Genomic DNA, 17,519 nt, shown 5'->3' with positions numbered 1-17,519 from the left:
GAAAATACCTGCTGGGGTCCCATGCGCCTGTCTTCGCTTTTTCTTACCACCGCACCCTTCGCGATTGCCGCCGTTTTAGGATTGGTGGTCGCGCAAAGCGTGGCCGACGTGATCGAAGATAATTCCGAACTTTCCATACGCAACAGTCTGGATGATCATGGATTGGTCTGGGCCGAGATTCATGCCGATGGGCTTCAGGTCTTTCTGACCGGTCAGGCCCCGTCCGAAGCGCAACGGTTCAATGCGATATCCACCGCCGGCAGCGTGGTCGATGCGGCACGTGTGATCGATGAAATGACGGTGGCCGAAAGCGCTTCGATTGAACCGCCGCGATTTTCCATCGAAATTCTGCGCAATGATAGCGGCATTTCCCTGATCGGTCTGGTTCCGGCAGACATGGACCGCGAAAAACTGGTCGCCAGTATCAAATCGATTGCTGGCAACGCCACGGTTTCGGACCTGCTGCAGACCGCTGATTACGACATGCCTGACAGTTGGGATGATAGCGTCGATTATGCCCTCAAGGCGCTACGGAAACTGCCGCGTTCAAAGATTTCTGTCGAAGCGGGCGCAATCACCGTGCGCGCGATGACCGATAGCGCCGACAACAAACGTACGCTGGAACGCGATCTGTCGCGTACCGCGGGTCGCGACCTGAAACTGGCGCTGGACATATCCGCGCCGCGCCCGGTCATCACCCCGTTCACTCTGCGCTTTGTGATCGAAGACGGGGCGGCCCGGTTCGATGCCTGTTCGGCTGAGGATGAAAAGGCGCAAAAACGGATTCTGACAGCCGCGAAAACCGCCGGATTGCAGGGCGAGGCTGCCTGCACCATCGGTCTGGGCGTGCCGTCGCCACATTGGGCAGAGGCGGTCGAAATGGCGATTACGGGCGTCGCCGAATTAGGGGCCGGATCGGTGACTTTCGCAGATGCCGATATCACTCTGGCCGCACCGGAAGGCACAAATCCAGCGCTGTTCGACCGGGTGGTGGGTGAATTGGAAAATACCCTGCCCGACCTGTTCGCGCTGCATCCGGTGCTTCCTAAACCAAAAACCGTCGAGACCGGCGGAACACCTGAATTCACCGCCACCCTGTCGCCCGAGGGGCTGGTGCAACTGCGTGGCCGGCTAAGCGATGAGCTCGCCCGGTCTGCCACCGACAGCTATGCCAAGGCACGGTTCGGCTCGGATTCGGTCTATGTTGCCGCCCGACTGGATGACAAATTGCCGGACAATTGGCCGATGCGGGTGTTGGCCGGGCTTGAGGCGCTGTCGCACCTGTCGCACGGCGTGGCGACGGTAACACCTGACGTTATCGCGATCTCCGGCAAGACAGGCAAACCGGATGCCAGCGCCGAAATTTCCCGCCTGTTGGTCGCTAAGCTGGGCGAAGATGCGCAATTCGACATTCACGTCGAATATCTGGAAAAGCTTGATCCGGTCGCGTCGATCCCGACGCCCGAGGAATGCGAAACAGAGATCGGCGAGATTCTGAAGACCCGCAAGATCAATTTCGAACCGGGTTCGGACACACCCGATGCCGATGCTCAGGGTGTGCTGGACGACATTTCCGAAATTCTGAAGCAATGCGGCGAAATCCGCATGGAAGTCAGTGGTCATACCGACAGCCAGGGCCGCGAAAGCATGAACCAGGCGCTCAGCCAGCTACGGGCGCAGGCGGTGCTAAACGCACTACGCGAACGGCGGGTTCTAACCTCGACATTCACGGCAAAGGGCTATGGCGAATCCATGCCGGTGGCCAGCAATGAAACCGAAGAAGGCCGCGACGCCAACCGCCGGATCGAATTCAAACTGATCCGCCCCAAACCGAGTGTGGTTGAAACCGAAACCACGCTCGAAGCCATTGCCAGCGAGACTGCCGAACAAGACGATGGCGATACCGCTGAAAACGAAGCTGCGGATACCGCAGGGGGCGGATCCGACGACGCCACCGACGCGCCGGACGACCCCAAAGACGATGCCGCGAACGAGGCCGGTACAGCCGAAGAAGGAACCCAGAATGAATAGAACCGAGTTCATCATTGCCACGGCAATCATTTTGTTCGTGGCCTTCTGCATGGGCTGGTTCGCCTATTGGCTGATCCACAAATTCACCCGTGTATCCAAATCCGATATCGGCGAATTGGAACGCATGGCGCAGGAACTGCACGAAGCCGAAGAAACCCGCGACCAGGCGATCACCTATATGCAGCAACGCGAAGCCGAGCTGACAAATCAGCTGGCCCAGACCGAGGCGGAACTGACCGCCACGATGGACGGTCTGCGCGAAGCCCGGCACGAAGCCGAAGAGCTGCGCGCCTATATCGAAAAACAGAACGCGGGCTGACCCGGCCCGCGATTGCGGTCGCCGGGATATGATTTTTCCCCAGGGGTTTGGCGGTCAGGACGGCGTATGCCGTTCCATCTGATCCAGTTCGTTCAGCAGATCCAGTAGCGCATTCAGCTTGTCCTGCCCGAACTCATCCTCAAGCCAGGTCGTCAGTTGCTGGCTTTCTTCCATATTGTCCAGGATAAGCTGCCGCCCCGCTTTGGAAATCGAAATTTGCTGTTTGCGCCGGTCCGTAGGGTGCGGTTCGCGCAGAATCAATTGCTTGCTTTGCAACGTCTGAAGAATTCGGGTCAGCGATGGCAGCAACAGGCAGGACCGGTCGGCGATTTCTGTCGGGTCCAGCGTGCCCATTTCGTCCAGCACCCGCAGCACCCGCCATTGCTGTTCGGTGACACCGGCATTGGATAACATATTCCGGATTGGCCCCATGACCTTTTCCCGCGCGCGCAGCAAGGCAATCGGCAGGGATCGATTCGTTTCGGTTGGTCTTGGCTGGTTCATACCCATACCGTTGTTTGCCTTCGTTTTTTCAAATGAGCAAGATGGAGGGTTGACGCAGGTCTCCTTTTATATTTAACATGTTAATAATATTGAGGGGAGGAAGCATGGCACATTTCGCAATCGACTATTCCGCCAATCTGGAACCGGCGGTGGATTGGCCCGCCCTGTGCGACCTGATCCGGCGTGCGGCGATAGACACCGGCGTGTTTCCTATGGCCGGGATAAGGGTCCGTGCCTTTCGCGCTGATCATGTCAGCATCGCCGATGGCAATCCCGATCACGGCTATATCGACATTTCCATACGGTTGCGTGCGGGTCGCACGCTGGAGGCGCGCAAACGTGCCACCGCAGACATTTTCACCGCCATCGAAACATATCTGAAACCGCTGATGGCGTCCCGCTCTGTCGCGCTGTCGCTGGAAATGCGCGACATCGACGCCGATCTCGCGCCCAAAACCGGCTCCATACGCGATCATCTGAAAGGCTGACCCATGTCCGATCTGCAAGCCAATATCGACAAACTGAACAGCTATCTGGCCCGTTTCCGCGAAACCGGTGTGCTGAACCGGATCGCTGGCCAAGACCTGCCCGCGCAAAGCGGCGCAACCTTCAAAAACCATTCGCCGGTGGATGAAACATTGATCTGTAGCGTGGCGAAATCCGATGCTGCCGATATCGACGCCGCGGCACAGGCCGCCAAGGCCGCTTTCCCGGCGTGGCGCGATATGGCCGCGACCGAACGCAAGAAAATCCTGAACAAGATTGCCGATGGCATTGTCAAACGGGCCGAGGAGATCGCGTTCTGCGAATGCTGGGACACCGGTCAGGCGCTGCGTTTCATGTCCAAGGCGGCGCTGCGCGGGGCGGAAAATTTCCGTTTCTTCGCCGAACGCGCGCTGACCGCGCGCGATGGTCAGCACATGGTTTCGCCGACCTTGATGAACATCACGACGCGGGTGCCGATCGGCCCGATCGGTGTGATCACCCCGTGGAACACGCCCTTCATGCTGTCGACCTGGAAAATCGCTCCGGCGCTGGCCGCCGGGTGCACGGTGGTTCACAAACCGGCCGAATTCAGCCCTGTCACCGCCCGCATCCTGATGGAAATCGCCGAAGAGGCCGGTCTGCCGCCGGGTGTGTGGAACCTCGTCAATGGCTTCGGCGAAGACGCAGGTAAAGCGCTGACCGAACATCCCGACATCAAGGCCATCGCCTTTGTCGGGGAATCCAAGACCGGTTCGATGATCATGAAACAAGGCGCCGACACGCTGAAGCGGGTGCATTTCGAACTGGGCGGCAAGAACCCCGTGATTGTGTTCGATGATGCCGATCTGGACCGCGCTTTGGATGCGGCGATCTTCATGATCTATTCGCTGAACGGCGAACGCTGCACGTCGTCCTCGCGGCTGCTGGTGCAATCGAGCATCGCCGAGGAGTTCGCCACCAAGTTGATCGAGCGGGTCAACCGGATCAAGGTCGGACACCCACTGGACCCTGAGACCGAGATCGGACCGCTGATTCACCAGACCCATTTCGCCAAGGTCTGTTCCTATTTCGACATCGCCAAGTCCGACGGCGCCACCGTCGCGGCGGGCGGCGAAGCGCTGGATCAGCCGGGCTATTACGTGCGCCCGACGTTGTTCACGCAGGCAAAAAGCGACATGCGCATCGCGCAGGAGGAAATCTTTGGCCCGGTCCTGACCGCGATCCAGTTCGAGACCGAAGAACAGGCGCTGGAAATTGCAAATGGCGTTGAATATGGCCTGACCGGATATGTCTGGACCAACGACCTGACCCGCGCATTGCGCTTCACCAACAGCCTTGAAGCGGGAATGATCTGGGTTAACAGTGAAAACGTTCGCCACCTGCCCACCCCCTTCGGCGGCGTCAAGGCCAGCGGCATAGGCCGCGACGGCGGCGATTGGTCGTTTGAATTCTACATGGAACAAAAACACATCGGCCTGGCCACCGGCCAGCATCACATTCCCCGGCTGGGTGCCTGATCAGGCACCCCAAGGAAACGCGTGAAAAGTTTCTTCGAGGAGGAGGAAGACAAATGGGAGAAATCGTTCTTGCCGCCAAGATGACCCATGTTCCGACCATGCTGATGTCGGAACAGGAGGGTCCGATCAAGGGCAAGCGGCAGGCCGCCATCGACGGGCATCGTGAAATCGCCCGGCGCGCCAAGGCGCTTGGCGTCGACACAGTGGTGATCTGCGACACCCATTGGGTGATCAACGCGGGCTTTCACATCAACGCCAACAAAAGGTTCGAGGGCCTGTTCACATCGAACGAATTCCCGCAATTCATCCAGGACCTGCCCTATGGCTATGACGGTAATCCCGAACTGGGTGACGCCATCGCCAAGGCGGCCAGCGAGATGGGCGCTTTTACCCTGTCGCATCATCTCGACAGTCTGGAGCTGGAATACGGCACGCTGGTGCCGATGCGCTTCATGAGCCGCGAACACGACATGAAGGTGGTGTCGGTCGCCGCGTGGTGCACCGTGCATGGGCATGACGAAAGCCGCATCGTTGGCGAAGCGATCCGCGCCGCAGTAGAAGCCAGCGACAGCAAGGTGCTGCTGGTCGCCAGCGGCAGCCTGTCCCATAAAATCTGGGCCAACAAGGATTACGCGGCCAATAACGGCACCTTCACCATCAGTTCCGAATTCAACCGGCAGATGGACCTGCACGCGCTGGAGATGTGGCAGCGCGGCGATCATGCGACATTCCTGAAGATGCTGGGCGATTACGCGCAGTTCTGCTGCGGCGAAGGGTCGATGCACGACACCGCGATGCTTTACGGCGCGCTTGGCTGGGACAAATATGACGGCAAATGCGAAGTGGTGACCGACTATTTCCCCAGCTCCGGCACCGGCCAGACAAACGTGATCTTCCCGGTCTAACCGGGCCCCAAGGAGAGCAGACATGCCCATTCCCGCCCCGAACCTCTATCCGGCTTTCAATATCGTCCGGCTGAGCCATGTCGAACTGATGGTCACCGATCTGGCAGCGTCCCGGGCGTTCTATGTCGACACGCTGGGCCTGCAGGTCACCGACGAGGAAGATACCGTGATTTACCTGCGCGCGATGGAGGAACGCGGCCATCACTGCATGGTGCTGCGCAAGGGTGACGTGCCGGAAGTAAATTACTTGTCCTACAAACTTTATTCCGAAGACGATCTGGACAAAGCCCACGACTGGTTCGCGGCCAAGGGATTGCCGGTGGACTGGGTCGAGCGACCCTATCAAGGGCGCACTTTACGGACGACGGATCTGTTCGGCGCGCCGATGGAGTTCTATTTCAAGATGGACCGGTTGGAACCGATCCACCAGAAATATGCGCTTTATCACGGTGTGAAGCCGCTGCGCATCGACCATTTCAACTGCTTCAGCCCAGATGTCGACGAAAGCGTCGCCTTCTATAACGAAATGGGCTTCCGCGTCACCGAATACACCGAGGACGAGGAAAGCGGGAACCTGTGGGCCGCCTGGATGCATCGCAAGGGCGGCATCCACGACATTGCCTTTACCAACGGGAAGGGTCCGCGGCTGCACCACACCGCCTTCTGGGTGCCGACGCCCTTGAACATCATCGACCTGCTCGACCTGATGAGCACCACCGGATACCTGTCTAATATCGAGCGGGGGCCCGGGCGCCACGGGATTTCCAACGCCTTCTTCCTCTATATCCTCGACCCCGACGGGCACCGGATCGAAATCTATTGTTCCGATTACCAGACCGTGGACCCGGACCTGGAGCCGATCAAATGGGACCTGACGGACCCGCAGCGGCAGACCCTTTGGGGTGCGCCGGCGCCGAAAAGCTGGTTCGAGCATGGCAGCACCTTCGCGGACGTCAAGGTTCGGGCATCGAAGATGAAGGCGCAGCCCATCATCGCGCCGTAAGCGCCTGTGGCGGGGGCAGGACGCCTCCGGCGGGAGTACTTTTGCCAAGAAGAAAACAGGGGATCGAGATGAAATTCGCAACGGTTCAGGCCAAGGGTCAGCAATATTACGGTGCGGTGGTCGAGGACGGGTTCATTGCCCTGTCCCCCGATTTCCCTGACTGGCCGACATTGCGCGAGGTGATCGCGGCGGGCGGTTTGGAGCGGCTGGGCGCGGCGGTGCAGGACCGCGCTGTGACCCATCCGAACGGGACTTTCCACTACGACATCCCGGTGCCGGCGCCCGAAAAGATCATCTGCGTCGGGGTGAATTTTCCCGACCGCAATGCTGAATACAAAGATGGGACAGTGCAGCCCGCACACATGTCCTTGTTCCCGCGGTTTCCGCGCAGTTTCACCGGCCACGAGTGCCCGCTGATCCGGCCACCGGAAAACCACACGCTGGATTACGAGGGCGAGGTCGCGATCGTGATCGGCAACGGCGGGCGGCGGATCAAGGCGGAAGATGCCTATGACCACATCGCTGCGCTGACACTGTGCAACGAAGGTACGATCCGCGACTGGGTGCGGCACGCCAAGTTCAACGTCACGCAGGGCAAGAACTGGGACAAGTCCGGCGCGATCGGGCCGTGGCTGGTGCCCTTCACCGATGCCGCGCAGCTGGACGAGGCGCGGATTCAGACACGGGTGAATGGCGAATTGCGGCAGGACGATGTATTGTCGCGCATGATGTTCCCTATCCGCGAGGAAATCGCCTATATCAGCACCTTCACCACGCTGGTGCCCGGCGACATCATCGTCACCGGCACCCCCACCGGCGCCGGAGCGCGCTTCGATCCGCCGCGGTATCTGAAACCCGGCGACGTGGTCGAAGTGGAGGCGACCGGCATCGGAACCTTGCGCAATACGGTGGAGGACGAGGCGTGAGGCCGGAGGAACACAGACAGGCCGCCGCCGCTTTGTGGCAGGCGGAACAAACGGGCAAGCAGATCGGGCTTCTGTCGCTGCGATATCCGGGCATGACGATGGATGATGCCTATGCGGTTCAGGCCGCGTTGGTCGAGGCTCGCCGGGCGGCGGGACGCAAGGTGATCGGCTGGAAGATCGGGCTGACCTCCAAGGCGATGCAGCAAGCGCTGAATATCGATATCCCAGACAGCGGCGTGTTGATGGACGACATGCTGTTCGAAACCGGAGGCGAGGTGCCTGCGGGCCGCTTCATCCAGCCGCGCATAGAGGCCGAGATCGCCTTTGTGATGAAATCGCCTTTGGCCGGGGCCGGCGTGACGCGCGACGACGTGATCGCGGCGACCGATTACGTGGTGCCGTCGCTGGAAATCCTCGACACCCGCATCCTGCGCACCGATCCGGACAGCGGGCGGAGCCGGATCATCACCGACACCATTTCCGACAATGCCGCCAATGCCGGGCTGGTTCTGGGCCGCGACCACCACGCCGTGGACGCGTTCGATCTGCGGTGGGTCGGTGCCATTGTCAGCCGTGATGGCGAGGTCGAGGAAACCGGGCTGGGTGCGGGCGTGCTGAACGATCCGGTCGAAGGCATCGTCTGGCTAGCAAGACGGATGGACCAATACGGCCAGCGGATCGAAGCCGGTCAGGTGATCCTGTCGGGCAGCTTCGTCCGCCCTGTGGAGGCGCCGTCGGGCAGCGTGATCGAGGCCGATTTCGGTGGGTTTGGGCAGGTGGCGATAAGCTTCGCCTGAAGCCCCCTTGTCATTGCCCGCGATTATGCGTCATCTGGCAAGACCTTGAGGGAGGATGAGGATGATCGAAGAACTGCGCGCGATTGTCGGCGACGCTTACGCACTGACCGGGGATGATCTGACCGCTTGGTCGCAGGACTGGACCGGAACCTATCAATTCAACCCGCTTGCGGTGGTGCGCCCGGCCAATACGGCCGAGGTGTCGCAGATCGTTAAATGGGCCAACCGGACCGGCACCGCCATCGTGCCCGTATCGGGCAATACCGGGCTGTCGGGCGGCACCAAGGCCGAGGGCGCAGTGATGCTGTCGCTCGACCGGATGAACAATATCCGCGAAATCCGCCCCGAAGCGCGCATTGCTATCGTCGAGGCCGGGGTGATCCTGTCCACCCTGCATGACGCCGCCGAGGCGCAACAGATGATCTTCCCGCTGACCTTCGGCGCCAAGGGATCGGCGATGATCGGCGGCTGCCTGTCGACCAACGCGGGCGGATCGAACGTGCTGCGTTATGGCAATACCCGCGACCTTGTTCTGGGGATCGAGGCGGTGCTGCCCACCGGCGAGGTCATGGATATCATGAGCGAACTGCACAAGGACAATTCCGGTTATAACCTGAAGCACCTGCTGATCGGGGCCGAGGGGACGCTGGGCATCATCACTGCTGCGGTGCTGAAACTGCATCCGAAGCCGCGTGCCTATGCCACCGCGATGGTCGCCGTGCCCGCCCTGCCCGATGCACTGGTGCTACTGAACCGGCTGCAGCAGGCAACAGGCGGCGCGGTAGAGGCGTTCGAATACATGCCGCGCAAGCATGTCGAGGTCTATTGCCAGATCAAACCGGAGGCCCGTGAACCCTTTGAAGAGCCGCAAGAGGTCAATATCCTGGTCGAAGTCGGTGCCACCGCGCCGCGCGATTGCACTCCTGGCTCCGACGGGCAAATTCCGATTGCCGCTTACCTCGAAGAGGTGCTGTCCAGCATGTTCGAAGAAGGCATGCTGCTGGACGCCGTAGTGGCACAGAACGAAGCGCAGCGACGGGAAATGTGGGAACGGCGCGAAGCCGCCGCCGAGATTGCCATGTCGCGCCGCCCCGTCGTGGTCAACGACATCGCTGTTCCAGTGGACATGGTCGCCACGTTCCTGACCCGGATGGAAACCGTATTGCCGCAGGTCGATCCCGGTGCCGAACCGATCATCGTGTCGCATCTGGGCGACGGCAACGTGCATTACACCGTCTGGCCCGCCAGCCAGGACCCCGAAACGCATGACGCGATCATGGAAGCGGTTGAGGATGTGGTGCTGGATCTGGGCGGCAGCTTTTCGGCTGAACATGGGATCGGCACGTCGAAACTGCCCTCGATGCGGCGGCGCAAGAACCCGGTGGCTTTACAGGCAATGAAGGCGATCAAGGCGGCGCTCGATCCCAACGGCATTCTGAACCCCGGCAAGGTTCTACCCTGACGGGGCGGTTTTGGCCTTCCGCAGATAGTTATGTCTTGTTACAAACCGCCAAGGTTTGACCTTGGAGGAAAACAGATGTCGCAACCCGTTGTGATGATTGCCGGTGGCGGCATTGGCGGACTTTCACTGGCGCTGACGCTGCAACAGATCGGCGTGGCTTGCGTGGTGTTCGAGGCGGTGAAGGAATTGCGACCGCTGGGCGTGGGGATCAACATTCAGCCCAACGCTGTACGCGAACTTTACGATCTTGGAATCGGGGCTGATGATCTGGACCAGGTCGGCGTCCCGGCGAAGGAATGGGCGCTGGTCGGGCTGAACGGCAATGACATCTATGCCGAACCGCGCGGCGAGTTGGCGGGCTACAACTGGCCACAATACGCGGTGCATCGCGGCAAGTTCCACATGTTGCTTTACCGTAAATTCATCGAACGGGCGGGCAAGGACGCGGTGCGGTTGGGCCAGCGTGTCACTGGCTATGAAAACAACGCTGATGGAAGTGTCACCGCGATCATCGAACAGGCCGACGGGTCGGAAACGCGCGAAACCGGCACGATCCTGATCGGTGCCGACGGCATTCATTCGGCGGTGCGCGCGCAGATGCATCCCGATCAGCCCCCCATTCACTGGGGCGGCGCTGTGATGTGGCGTGGTACCACAATGACAAAACCGATCAGGACTGGATCGTCCTTCGTCGGCTTGGGCACGCATAAGCACCGGATGGTGATCTATCCGATTTCACATCCGGATCCCGAAACCGGACTGGCGCAGGTTAACTGGATCGCAGAAGTGACCTATGACGATCCGTCGGCGCATGAAACCACCGGCTGGTTCCGCCAGGTGGAACTGTCTGATTTCACCCATCATTTCGACGGCTGGGAATATGATTGGCTGAACGTGCCGGACCTGCTGCGCGGCGCCGAGGTGGTTTATGAAAACCCGATGATCGACCGCGATCCTGTATCGAGCTGGCGCGATGGCGCGGTGGCTTTGATGGGCGATGCGGCCCACGCGATGTATCCCACCGGGTCGAACGGGGCCAGCCAGGCGGTGATCGACGCGCGTGAACTGGGTGTGGCGATGCTGGAACACGGGGTGACGGCTGCGGCGCTGGAAGCCTATAATGACAAACTCTGCGGCCCGGTGTCGGAACTAATCCTGCGCAACCGGGGCGCGGGGCCGTTCGGATTGCTGAACATGGTCAACGACCGCTGCGGCGGCGAATTCGACGATATCGACAAGGTGATCCCGGCCGCGGAACGCGCCGAGTTCATGGCCAAGTACAAGGCCGCCGCCGGGTTTGCCATCGAGAAGCTGAACAGCGCCGAGCGCACGATCCCGGAAGGGGCAAAGGTGGAAAGCGGCGCCTGACGTTCATGGCACCGGGCAGCGACCGAGCGCGAGTGAGGTCGCCAATTTATCGCCCCGTCAAATCCAAAGGTCATTCATCGCGCAAACGTTGGCGAAGCGCCCGGCCCCCGGGCGCTGTCCGGTGGCGCGGAACGCGCCGCTGATCCGGGCTAAATTCTCATGAATGATCGGCCTTGCAGATGAAATTCACCGCCAGCTGAAGAAATCCGGCCCCGCCTTGGCCAGCATGTCCTTGGCCATCTGGCGGCCCAGTTCGGCGCCGTCCTCGATGGGGCAGCTGCGGTCCTCGGCGATCACCTCGGACCCGTCGGGGCGCAGCACCTCGCCGCGCAGACGCAGAGTCCCACCTTCAAGTTCCGCCAGCCCGGCAATCGGGGTTTCGCATGACCCGTCCAGCGCCTCCAGAAACGCCCGTTCCGCCGCCAACCGCTGGCCGGTTTCGCCGTCATGGATTGCCGCCAGCATGTTGGCTGCGCGGGTATCGTCAGCGCGCCGTTCGATCCCGATTGCCCCCTGCGCCACCGCCGGCAGCATATAATCGGGGTCGATGCCCGATCGCGCCACCTCCGCCATACCCAACCGGTTCAGCCCGGCCATGGCGAGGAAGGTCGCGTCGGCCACGCCGTCTTGCAGCTTCTGCATCCGGGTCTGCACATTGCCGCGGAATTCGGCCACTTTCAGATGCGGGAAACGGTGCAGCAATTGCGCCCGGCGGCGCAGCGACGACGAGCCGAGCAGCGCGCCCTCGGGCAGATCCTGCAGCGTCTCGTATTTCAGCGACACGAAGGCATCACGCACGTCTTCGCGCGGCAGGTAGCAATCCAGCAGCAGCCCCTCGGGCTGTTCCACCGGCATGTCCTTCATCGAATGCACCGCGATATCGATGGCGCCCGTGATCATCGCCTCTTCGATTTCCTTGGTAAACAACCCCTTGCCGCCGATTTCCTTCAACGGCTTGTCCGCCGCGATCAGCGCGCGGTTGTCGCCGGTGGTCTTGATCACCACGATTTCGAACGCCTGTTCCGGCAGGTCGAAAGCGGTGGAAAGGCGCTTGCGCGTTTCATGGGCCTGCGCAAGCGCAAGCGGGGAACCACGGGTGCCGATTTTCAGCGGTGAGGCGGGGCTGGGCAAAGTCAATGTCATGCGCCAAGGCTTAGACGGCGTTTTCGCCAGCGACAAGCCCCTCTGCTGCGGCCTTTGGGCCATATGTGGCCTGAAAGCTTGACATCCCCGCGTGGGAAGGGGACGAACCCGGGTAAGCGAAAGGAAACCCGATGCCCGAGCAAAAATCTGAGCAGAAACTGATCCTGCGTGCCCTTGCGGGCGAAACCCTGCCCACCCCGCCGATCTGGATGATGCGCCAGGCGGGCCGTTACCTGCCCGAATACCGCGCCACCCGGGCGCAGGCCGGGGATTTCCTATCGCTATGCTACAATAGCGATCTGGCGGCCGAGGTGACATTGCAGCCGATCCGCCGTTATGGTTTCGACGCGGCGATCCTGTTTGCCGACATCTTGCTGTTGCCGCAGGCTTTGGGTGCCGATCTGTGGTTCGTCACCGGCGAAGGTCCGCGCCTGTCCACCACCACGACCGAAAGCGAGTTGGCCGCGCTGAAGGACAAGGACGCGATCCACGAGGTTCTGAACCCGGTCTATGAAACCGTCCGCATCCTGTCGCGCGAGTTGCCCAAGGAAACCACGCTGATCGGCTTCGCCGGTGCACCGTGGACCGTGGCGACCTACATGATCGCCGGGCGCGGTACCAAGGATCAGGGCCCGGCGCATGCGCTGAAGGCGGAAAACCGCGCCGTGTTCGAAGGCATCCTCGACCTGCTGACGGACGGCACGATCGAATACCTGTCGAAACAGATCGAGGCCGGGGCCGAGGTGGTCAAGCTATTCGACAGCTGGGCCGGATCGCTGAAGGGCGAGGATTTCGACCGTTACGCGCTGGAACCGGCGAAAAAGATCATCGCCGAACTGAAGGCCCGCCACCCGGGTATCCCGGTCATCGCCTTCCCGCGCGAAGCGGGCGATAAGTATATCGGGTTTGCCAAGGCGACCGGAGCCGATTGCGTCGCTGTCGACGACAGCGTGACCGCCGAATGGGCGGCCGAACACGTACAGGTCGATGGCTGCGTGCAGGGCAACCTGGCGTCGCGCCACATGGTTTCCGGCGGGCAGGACCTGATCAATGAGACCCGCCGCATCGTGAAGGCGTTCTCGAAGGGTCCGCATATCTTCAATCTGGGCCACGGGATCACGCCGGATGCCGATCCCGACAATGTGCAACTGATGGTCGATACGGTGCGCGGCCGCTAAAGCGCCGCCTGCCCCCTCCTGTGGCACAGTGCATGGGCGGTCGTTCCAACGTTGAAAACCGCGCGAGCTGACATTCCAGGGTCTGTTTTCAGCCCCATTCTAGCGCTACATTTGCGGCGCAGTTCGGCGCGGTGCTGCCGTCGATGGCGGTGTACGAAGCGACGCAAGTGGATCATGCGAGATCGGCCACCAGAGCGGCTTTACGCGTCGCACACTTCTCTTCGGCGGCAGGCGCAACATGTCCAGTGCCAGCCGCCGCGCCAGGTCGCGACAGGCCCAAATGCGCTGTGCAAATCCAGCGAATGCCGAATTTTTCGGCCCGCCTGAAAGATAAAGCTATCAAGGTTCATAGGTCGGAGATCAGGGGCGCTCCCGATGAGACGACGTAGCGCCTAATCCAACCGGCGTCCCGATGAAACCAAGCAAGTGCAAGATAGCGTATTTCTGATGGTACAATCTGCCAATCGACAAAATTTCCGGTCACTTTTGGGGAATTTGGCGGACCGAGGAACCGCCATTGATGACTTGCTGCACAGTGCAGACGCCTGCAGAAAGTAGAAATTATCTCTTATTTTTTAGCAAATTACGGAGATACCCGCTTGCACGCGCTTGCAGGTTAATGCAATCAATGCCGAAATCATTGGTGGCAAGGATGGTGGCATTAACTGCCGAAATAGGCCAAAGAGCTGAAGGCAATCCAAGTTAAAAGATTGACGGAACCAGGCCGCCACGCAGTCGGTGGAATCCCTCCGGGCCTGAGCCTAAACATCACCGAGACCGGCGCCAGATCATGGATATTCCGGGGCACGGTTGGACGCAACCGCCGACATATCGGCCTCGGACCTTACCCGGAAGTATCCCTCGCCGAAGCGCGCAAGAAGGCGTTGGAGATGAAACGCAAGATCAGCTCCGGTATTGATCCAGTCGAAGAACGCCAACCGGACCTTAGCTGCGTCTGCGAAGGTTCCGTGCCAGACTGGCTAAAGCGGCCATTCAAGCCCTAGCAGACCTAAGCCCACATGCTGCGCTGCGCATCAAGGTCGGCTATGCGCAGGAAGCGGAGTTTGCAAACTGGAGCGAACAGCCCCAAGTTGACTTTGGTGTAATTGGCCAAGAATGTATACGTTCGACATTCCCCGGAGGCTTGTTCACCTTGGTTTTCTTGGAAACATACAGCATAAAGACGTCGATCAAGCCCTTTAGTTCGTCAGGAAGCCCGCTCTCCAACTTGTCTTTGAGTTCCGCTGCGCTGGAAATGCTATGCCTTTTTTACGCCCGCCACCTTCTCATTGGCACCGAACCAGACAACTAAATAAATGCCCTGTTGCTCGGCATCGGGGCGGTTCAACCTCAGAAATCAGCGTTCAGATGGACCAAAGGAAGGTCATGCACTAAACCCGTAGGCGTATGAGCCGTTCGGGCACCTGAGCCAGGTTGACGACATCCATACCGTACGAGGATCGGGTTTTAATTAAGGCAGCCACCTTTGACCGGCCGTCGATATGTAATAAGGAACGCTATATTTTGGGTGAAGTTGCTCTAGAAAGCTATGAAATTGGCGGCGAGGGACACTTGGAAACTCTTCGTCGGATCGGCCTGTTCGATGAAGAGCGAGAGGCGCGCTTCGATCGTCTTACAAAAATGATCCGGAACATCTTGGATACGGATGAGTGCACGGTCACCATAATTGATGAAGAGCGACAGTTCTTCAAAAGTGCGGCCAGTTTGCTGGACGACCCGTCCGGCGCCTGCGAAACACCATTGAGTCATTCTCTTTGCGCGCTTGTGGCCAAAGGAGGAAGGCCTCTTGCCATCGGTAATGGCCCCAAAGATTCGCGTTTCGCACATCATCTGGCAATTGTCGAAACCGGCATCGCATCTTATCTTGGCGTTCCTATCCACCTCAAAGGCAGGGTCATAGGTTCGCTCTGTGTACACTCGGCTGACAAGCGGGATTGGAGTGATCGTGACAGAGAGATTATGTATAATTTCGCTAAGATCGTTGATGACGAGATTGAGCTAAGTTGGACTGCAGACGCTCATAGCAGGGCGCATCAGAAAGCCAAAAGTGAAAGCAAGGCCAAGACCGAATTTGTTTCGTCAGTGACTCATGAGTTGCGCACACCGCTCACTGGTCTTGTGGGCTACTCCGAGCTTCTATCAGAGACTGATTTGTCCGCGACGCAAAGGGAGTATCTCAATAACATCCAGAATGCGTGTCAGAGTCTGACTTCTCTTGTCGATGATGTATTGGATTTTTCCAAAATTGAGGCTGGGAAGCTAGATATCAAGCCGGAACCGTTCTCGATCGACACCATCATCGACAACTCGTTGTCAATAATGGCGTCTGTCGCTGATCAAAAGGGCGTGGCTCTTAAAAAGGAAATCGACCCGAATTTGCCCGAATTTGCTGTCGGAGATGGGCCCAGATTGCAGCAGGTTTTATTGAACCTCCTCGGCAACGCAATCAAATTTACCAACGAAGGATCGGTTGGCATCCTTCTGAAGCGCCCGGATGTTCAAGCGGATACGAATGTTGTTCGTTTCGAGATATCAGATACAGGCGTGGGAATTCCCGGTAATAGGAAAAATCAAATCTTTGAGCGATTTGTCCAAGCGGATACGTCGGTTCATGTAGAGTTTGGTGGCACTGGATTGGGGTTGCCGATTTGCAAAAAAATCATTGAAGCCATGGGTGGGGAAATTGGAGTTTCCAGCGCCGAGGGAGTCGGCTCAACTTTTTGGTTTGCAGTACCTCTACCTGAGGCAGATCGTACAATCCCCGTGGATCAACAACCAAAGTCCGAGGATCAACGAGAAACAAGGAATAGCTCTGAGAAAATCCGGATACTGGTCGCCGAAGACAACCAGATCAATCGCGGGCTGTTCAAAGTTTGCCTGGACAAGCTGGAGATTGACCACGAGATCGCTTCTGACGGCATCGAAGCTATCAAGCTTTATGAAAACGGTGATTTCGACATGATATTCACCGATTGCCAAATGCCGATATTGGACGGGTATGAACTAACCAAGAAGGTCAGGTCTCTCAGTGACAGATCAAAAGCTCAAGTGCCGATCGTTGCCGTCACGGCCAGTGCCATGCAAGCCGATATTGATCGCTGTTTGGATACCGGTATGGATGGGGTTCTGATCAAACCATTCAGTATTTCTGATCTTAACGAACAGATAACGAGGTGGTCTGTCGGAAACAAGTAACCCTCGCAGGCGCGGCTCTCAGTTGCTGTGGGCAGGTAAGCGACAAAATGAGGTCTTCGTGATCCAGTATTCATCTGGGAGCTGCTTGCGGCTGTTCTCGGTTGTGGATCAGAGGGCAGCAACAAGATGCAAGTTGGCAGGGTGAATAATGACCTGTCGTTGGGTGCCAGTATGGGGCATCGCTTGGGGCATTCGTCAACTGCCCCAGAGGGCAATCCCCAAGGAAAGAAGGACTTCACGAGCTCTGCGAGTGAATGGCTGGGGTGGTAGGAAGCCTATCCCCTAGATGAAACCGTTAGCCTTTTCCACCCCCGTCACGATCTGGGGGAAGGTCAAGAAGTAGCGGTGAAGGACCGCTCTCCGCCCGACCTTCAGAATACCCTTGTCCGCTTCGGGCTGGCAGCAGTCACGCGCGGCTGCATCATCCTTACCCGGGTGAAGGATCATGGTGCTGCATTGCCGCAAGTCCGCTAGGAGCCCGAAGTGTCAAATGCAGCGCGGAGCATGAATGTCGGCTATGCGCAAGGGGAGCTGATCCTAGGGTCAGGACCCATTGATTTCCTCCGGGTGGCGTGATTCATCGTTCGAAAAACGAGCGGTGACATGTCTGATCTCTTCTGGCTGACCGAGGCGCATCTGACGCATCTGCAGCCCTCTTTTCCGA

At 59.2% G+C, this 17,519-nt stretch carries 15 protein-coding genes; 13 read left to right on the top strand and 2 right to left on the bottom strand.

All coding sequences use genetic code 11. The features are described from left to right. Positions 1-21: 21 nt before the first annotated feature. Positions 22-2,031: an OmpA family protein gene (locus tag VOI23_RS10730; RefSeq protein WP_323784788.1), complete on the top strand. Its 2,010-nt coding sequence runs from the start codon at positions 22-24 to the stop codon at positions 2,029-2,031. Further along, positions 2,024-2,350 carry a hypothetical protein gene (locus tag VOI23_RS10725; protein WP_323784787.1) on the top strand — a complete coding sequence of 109 codons (327 nt, stop codon included), beginning with the start codon at positions 2,024-2,026 and terminating at the stop codon, positions 2,348-2,350. The genes VOI23_RS10730 and VOI23_RS10725 overlap by 8 nt, the downstream gene beginning before the upstream one ends. 54 nt (positions 2,351-2,404) lie before the next feature. Here the strand turns inward: VOI23_RS10725 and hpaR are convergent, their stop codons facing one another. Next, complete coding sequence (hpaR, locus tag VOI23_RS10720) at positions 2,405-2,854, bottom strand: homoprotocatechuate degradation operon regulator HpaR (protein WP_323784786.1); 450 nt, start codon at positions 2,852-2,854, stop codon at positions 2,405-2,407. A 104-nt stretch (positions 2,855-2,958) separates the two neighbouring features. Here hpaR and VOI23_RS10715 point away from each other — a divergent pair, with 104 nt between their 5' ends. The 8 genes from VOI23_RS10715 (at position 2,959) to VOI23_RS10680 (ending at position 11,318) form a co-directional block, all read left to right on the top strand. Next, a complete protein-coding gene (locus tag VOI23_RS10715) occupies positions 2,959-3,342 on the top strand; it encodes a 5-carboxymethyl-2-hydroxymuconate isomerase (protein WP_323784784.1) in 384 nt (127 codons plus the stop codon). Between the two features lie 3 nt (positions 3,343-3,345). After that, positions 3,346-4,857 (top strand): 5-carboxymethyl-2-hydroxymuconate semialdehyde dehydrogenase, encoded by a 1,512-nt coding sequence (gene hpaE / locus VOI23_RS10710; protein WP_323784783.1) that lies wholly within the window; start codon positions 3,346-3,348, stop codon positions 4,855-4,857. A gap of 53 nt (positions 4,858-4,910) precedes the next feature. Then, positions 4,911-5,762 carry a 3,4-dihydroxyphenylacetate 2,3-dioxygenase gene (gene hpaD, locus VOI23_RS10705; protein ID WP_323784782.1) on the top strand — a complete coding sequence of 284 codons (852 nt, stop codon included), beginning with the start codon at positions 4,911-4,913 and terminating at the stop codon, positions 5,760-5,762. 22 nt (positions 5,763-5,784) lie between these two features. Then, positions 5,785-6,765: a 3,4-dihydroxyphenylacetate 2,3-dioxygenase gene (gene hpaD, locus VOI23_RS10700; RefSeq protein ID WP_323784781.1), complete on the top strand. Its 981-nt coding sequence runs from the start codon at positions 5,785-5,787 to the stop codon at positions 6,763-6,765. Positions 6,766-6,833: 68 nt separating this feature from the next. After that, positions 6,834-7,691, top strand: a complete 858-nt coding sequence (locus VOI23_RS10695) for a fumarylacetoacetate hydrolase family protein (RefSeq protein ID WP_323784780.1) — start codon at positions 6,834-6,836, stop codon at positions 7,689-7,691. Continuing rightward, entirely contained in the window at positions 7,688-8,488 is an 801-nt protein-coding gene (hpaH, locus tag VOI23_RS10690) for a 2-oxo-hept-4-ene-1,7-dioate hydratase (RefSeq protein WP_323784779.1), read from the top strand. The genes VOI23_RS10695 and hpaH overlap by 4 nt, the downstream gene beginning before the upstream one ends. A gap of 61 nt (positions 8,489-8,549) precedes the next feature. Beyond that, positions 8,550-9,950, top strand: a complete 1,401-nt coding sequence (locus tag VOI23_RS10685; protein ID WP_323784778.1) for an FAD-binding oxidoreductase — start codon at positions 8,550-8,552, stop codon at positions 9,948-9,950. 75 nt (positions 9,951-10,025) lie between these two features. Beyond that, on the top strand, positions 10,026-11,318 hold the full coding sequence (locus tag VOI23_RS10680) for a flavin-dependent oxidoreductase (protein WP_323784777.1): 1,293 nt from the start codon (positions 10,026-10,028) through the stop codon (positions 11,316-11,318). A 186-nt stretch (positions 11,319-11,504) separates the two neighbouring features. On the opposite strand, the gene hemC is transcribed toward VOI23_RS10680, so the two are convergent. Continuing rightward, positions 11,505-12,461 carry a hydroxymethylbilane synthase gene (gene hemC, locus VOI23_RS10675; RefSeq protein WP_323784775.1) on the bottom strand — a complete coding sequence of 319 codons (957 nt, stop codon included), beginning with the start codon at positions 12,459-12,461 and terminating at the stop codon, positions 11,505-11,507. A 131-nt stretch (positions 12,462-12,592) separates the two neighbouring features. Between hemC and hemE the strand changes: the two genes are divergently transcribed. From hemE to VOI23_RS10660, 3 genes are all read left to right on the top strand, one after another. Next, complete coding sequence (gene hemE / locus VOI23_RS10670; protein WP_323784774.1) at positions 12,593-13,639, top strand: uroporphyrinogen decarboxylase; 1,047 nt, start codon at positions 12,593-12,595, stop codon at positions 13,637-13,639. 686 nt (positions 13,640-14,325) lie between these two features. Next, positions 14,326-14,643, top strand: a complete 318-nt coding sequence (locus tag VOI23_RS10665; protein WP_323784999.1) for an Arm DNA-binding domain-containing protein — start codon at positions 14,326-14,328, stop codon at positions 14,641-14,643. A gap of 520 nt (positions 14,644-15,163) precedes the next feature. Beyond that, positions 15,164-16,855 (top strand): ATP-binding protein, encoded by a 1,692-nt coding sequence (locus VOI23_RS10660; protein ID WP_323784773.1) that lies wholly within the window; start codon positions 15,164-15,166, stop codon positions 16,853-16,855. The last annotated feature ends 664 nt before the right edge of the window (positions 16,856-17,519 follow it).

This window comes from Thalassovita sp. (assembly GCF_034670005.1).
In the GTDB taxonomy this organism is placed as follows: domain Bacteria; phylum Pseudomonadota; class Alphaproteobacteria; order Rhodobacterales; family Rhodobacteraceae; genus Thalassobius.
The sequence above is the reverse complement of the archived record's forward strand: the minus strand, read 5'-3'. Positions and strand labels throughout refer to the sequence as shown.

Bases quoted from the DNA above. Each gene is read 5' to 3' on its own strand.
- VOI23_RS10730 (WP_323784788.1), top strand. From the start codon at position 22: ATGCGCCTGTCTTCGCTTTTTCTTACCACCGCACCCTTCGCGATTGCC.
- VOI23_RS10685 (WP_323784778.1), top strand. From the start codon at position 8,550: ATGATCGAAGAACTGCGCGCGATTGTCGGCGACGCTTACGCACTGACC.
- VOI23_RS10725 (WP_323784787.1), top strand. From the start codon at position 2,024: ATGAATAGAACCGAGTTCATCATTGCCACGGCAATCATTTTGTTCGTG.
- hemE (WP_323784774.1), top strand. From the start codon at position 12,593: ATGCCCGAGCAAAAATCTGAGCAGAAACTGATCCTGCGTGCCCTTGCG.
- hpaR (WP_323784786.1), bottom strand. From the start codon at position 2,854: ATGAACCAGCCAAGACCAACCGAAACGAATCGATCCCTGCCGATTGCC.
- VOI23_RS10680 (WP_323784777.1), top strand. From the start codon at position 10,026: ATGTCGCAACCCGTTGTGATGATTGCCGGTGGCGGCATTGGCGGACTT.
- hpaD (WP_323784782.1), top strand. From the start codon at position 4,911: ATGGGAGAAATCGTTCTTGCCGCCAAGATGACCCATGTTCCGACCATG.
- VOI23_RS10715 (WP_323784784.1), top strand. From the start codon at position 2,959: ATGGCACATTTCGCAATCGACTATTCCGCCAATCTGGAACCGGCGGTG.
- VOI23_RS10695 (WP_323784780.1), top strand. From the start codon at position 6,834: ATGAAATTCGCAACGGTTCAGGCCAAGGGTCAGCAATATTACGGTGCG.
- hpaE (WP_323784783.1), top strand. From the start codon at position 3,346: ATGTCCGATCTGCAAGCCAATATCGACAAACTGAACAGCTATCTGGCC.
- hpaD (WP_323784781.1), top strand. From the start codon at position 5,785: ATGCCCATTCCCGCCCCGAACCTCTATCCGGCTTTCAATATCGTCCGG.
- hemC (WP_323784775.1), bottom strand. From the start codon at position 12,461: ATGACATTGACTTTGCCCAGCCCCGCCTCACCGCTGAAAATCGGCACC.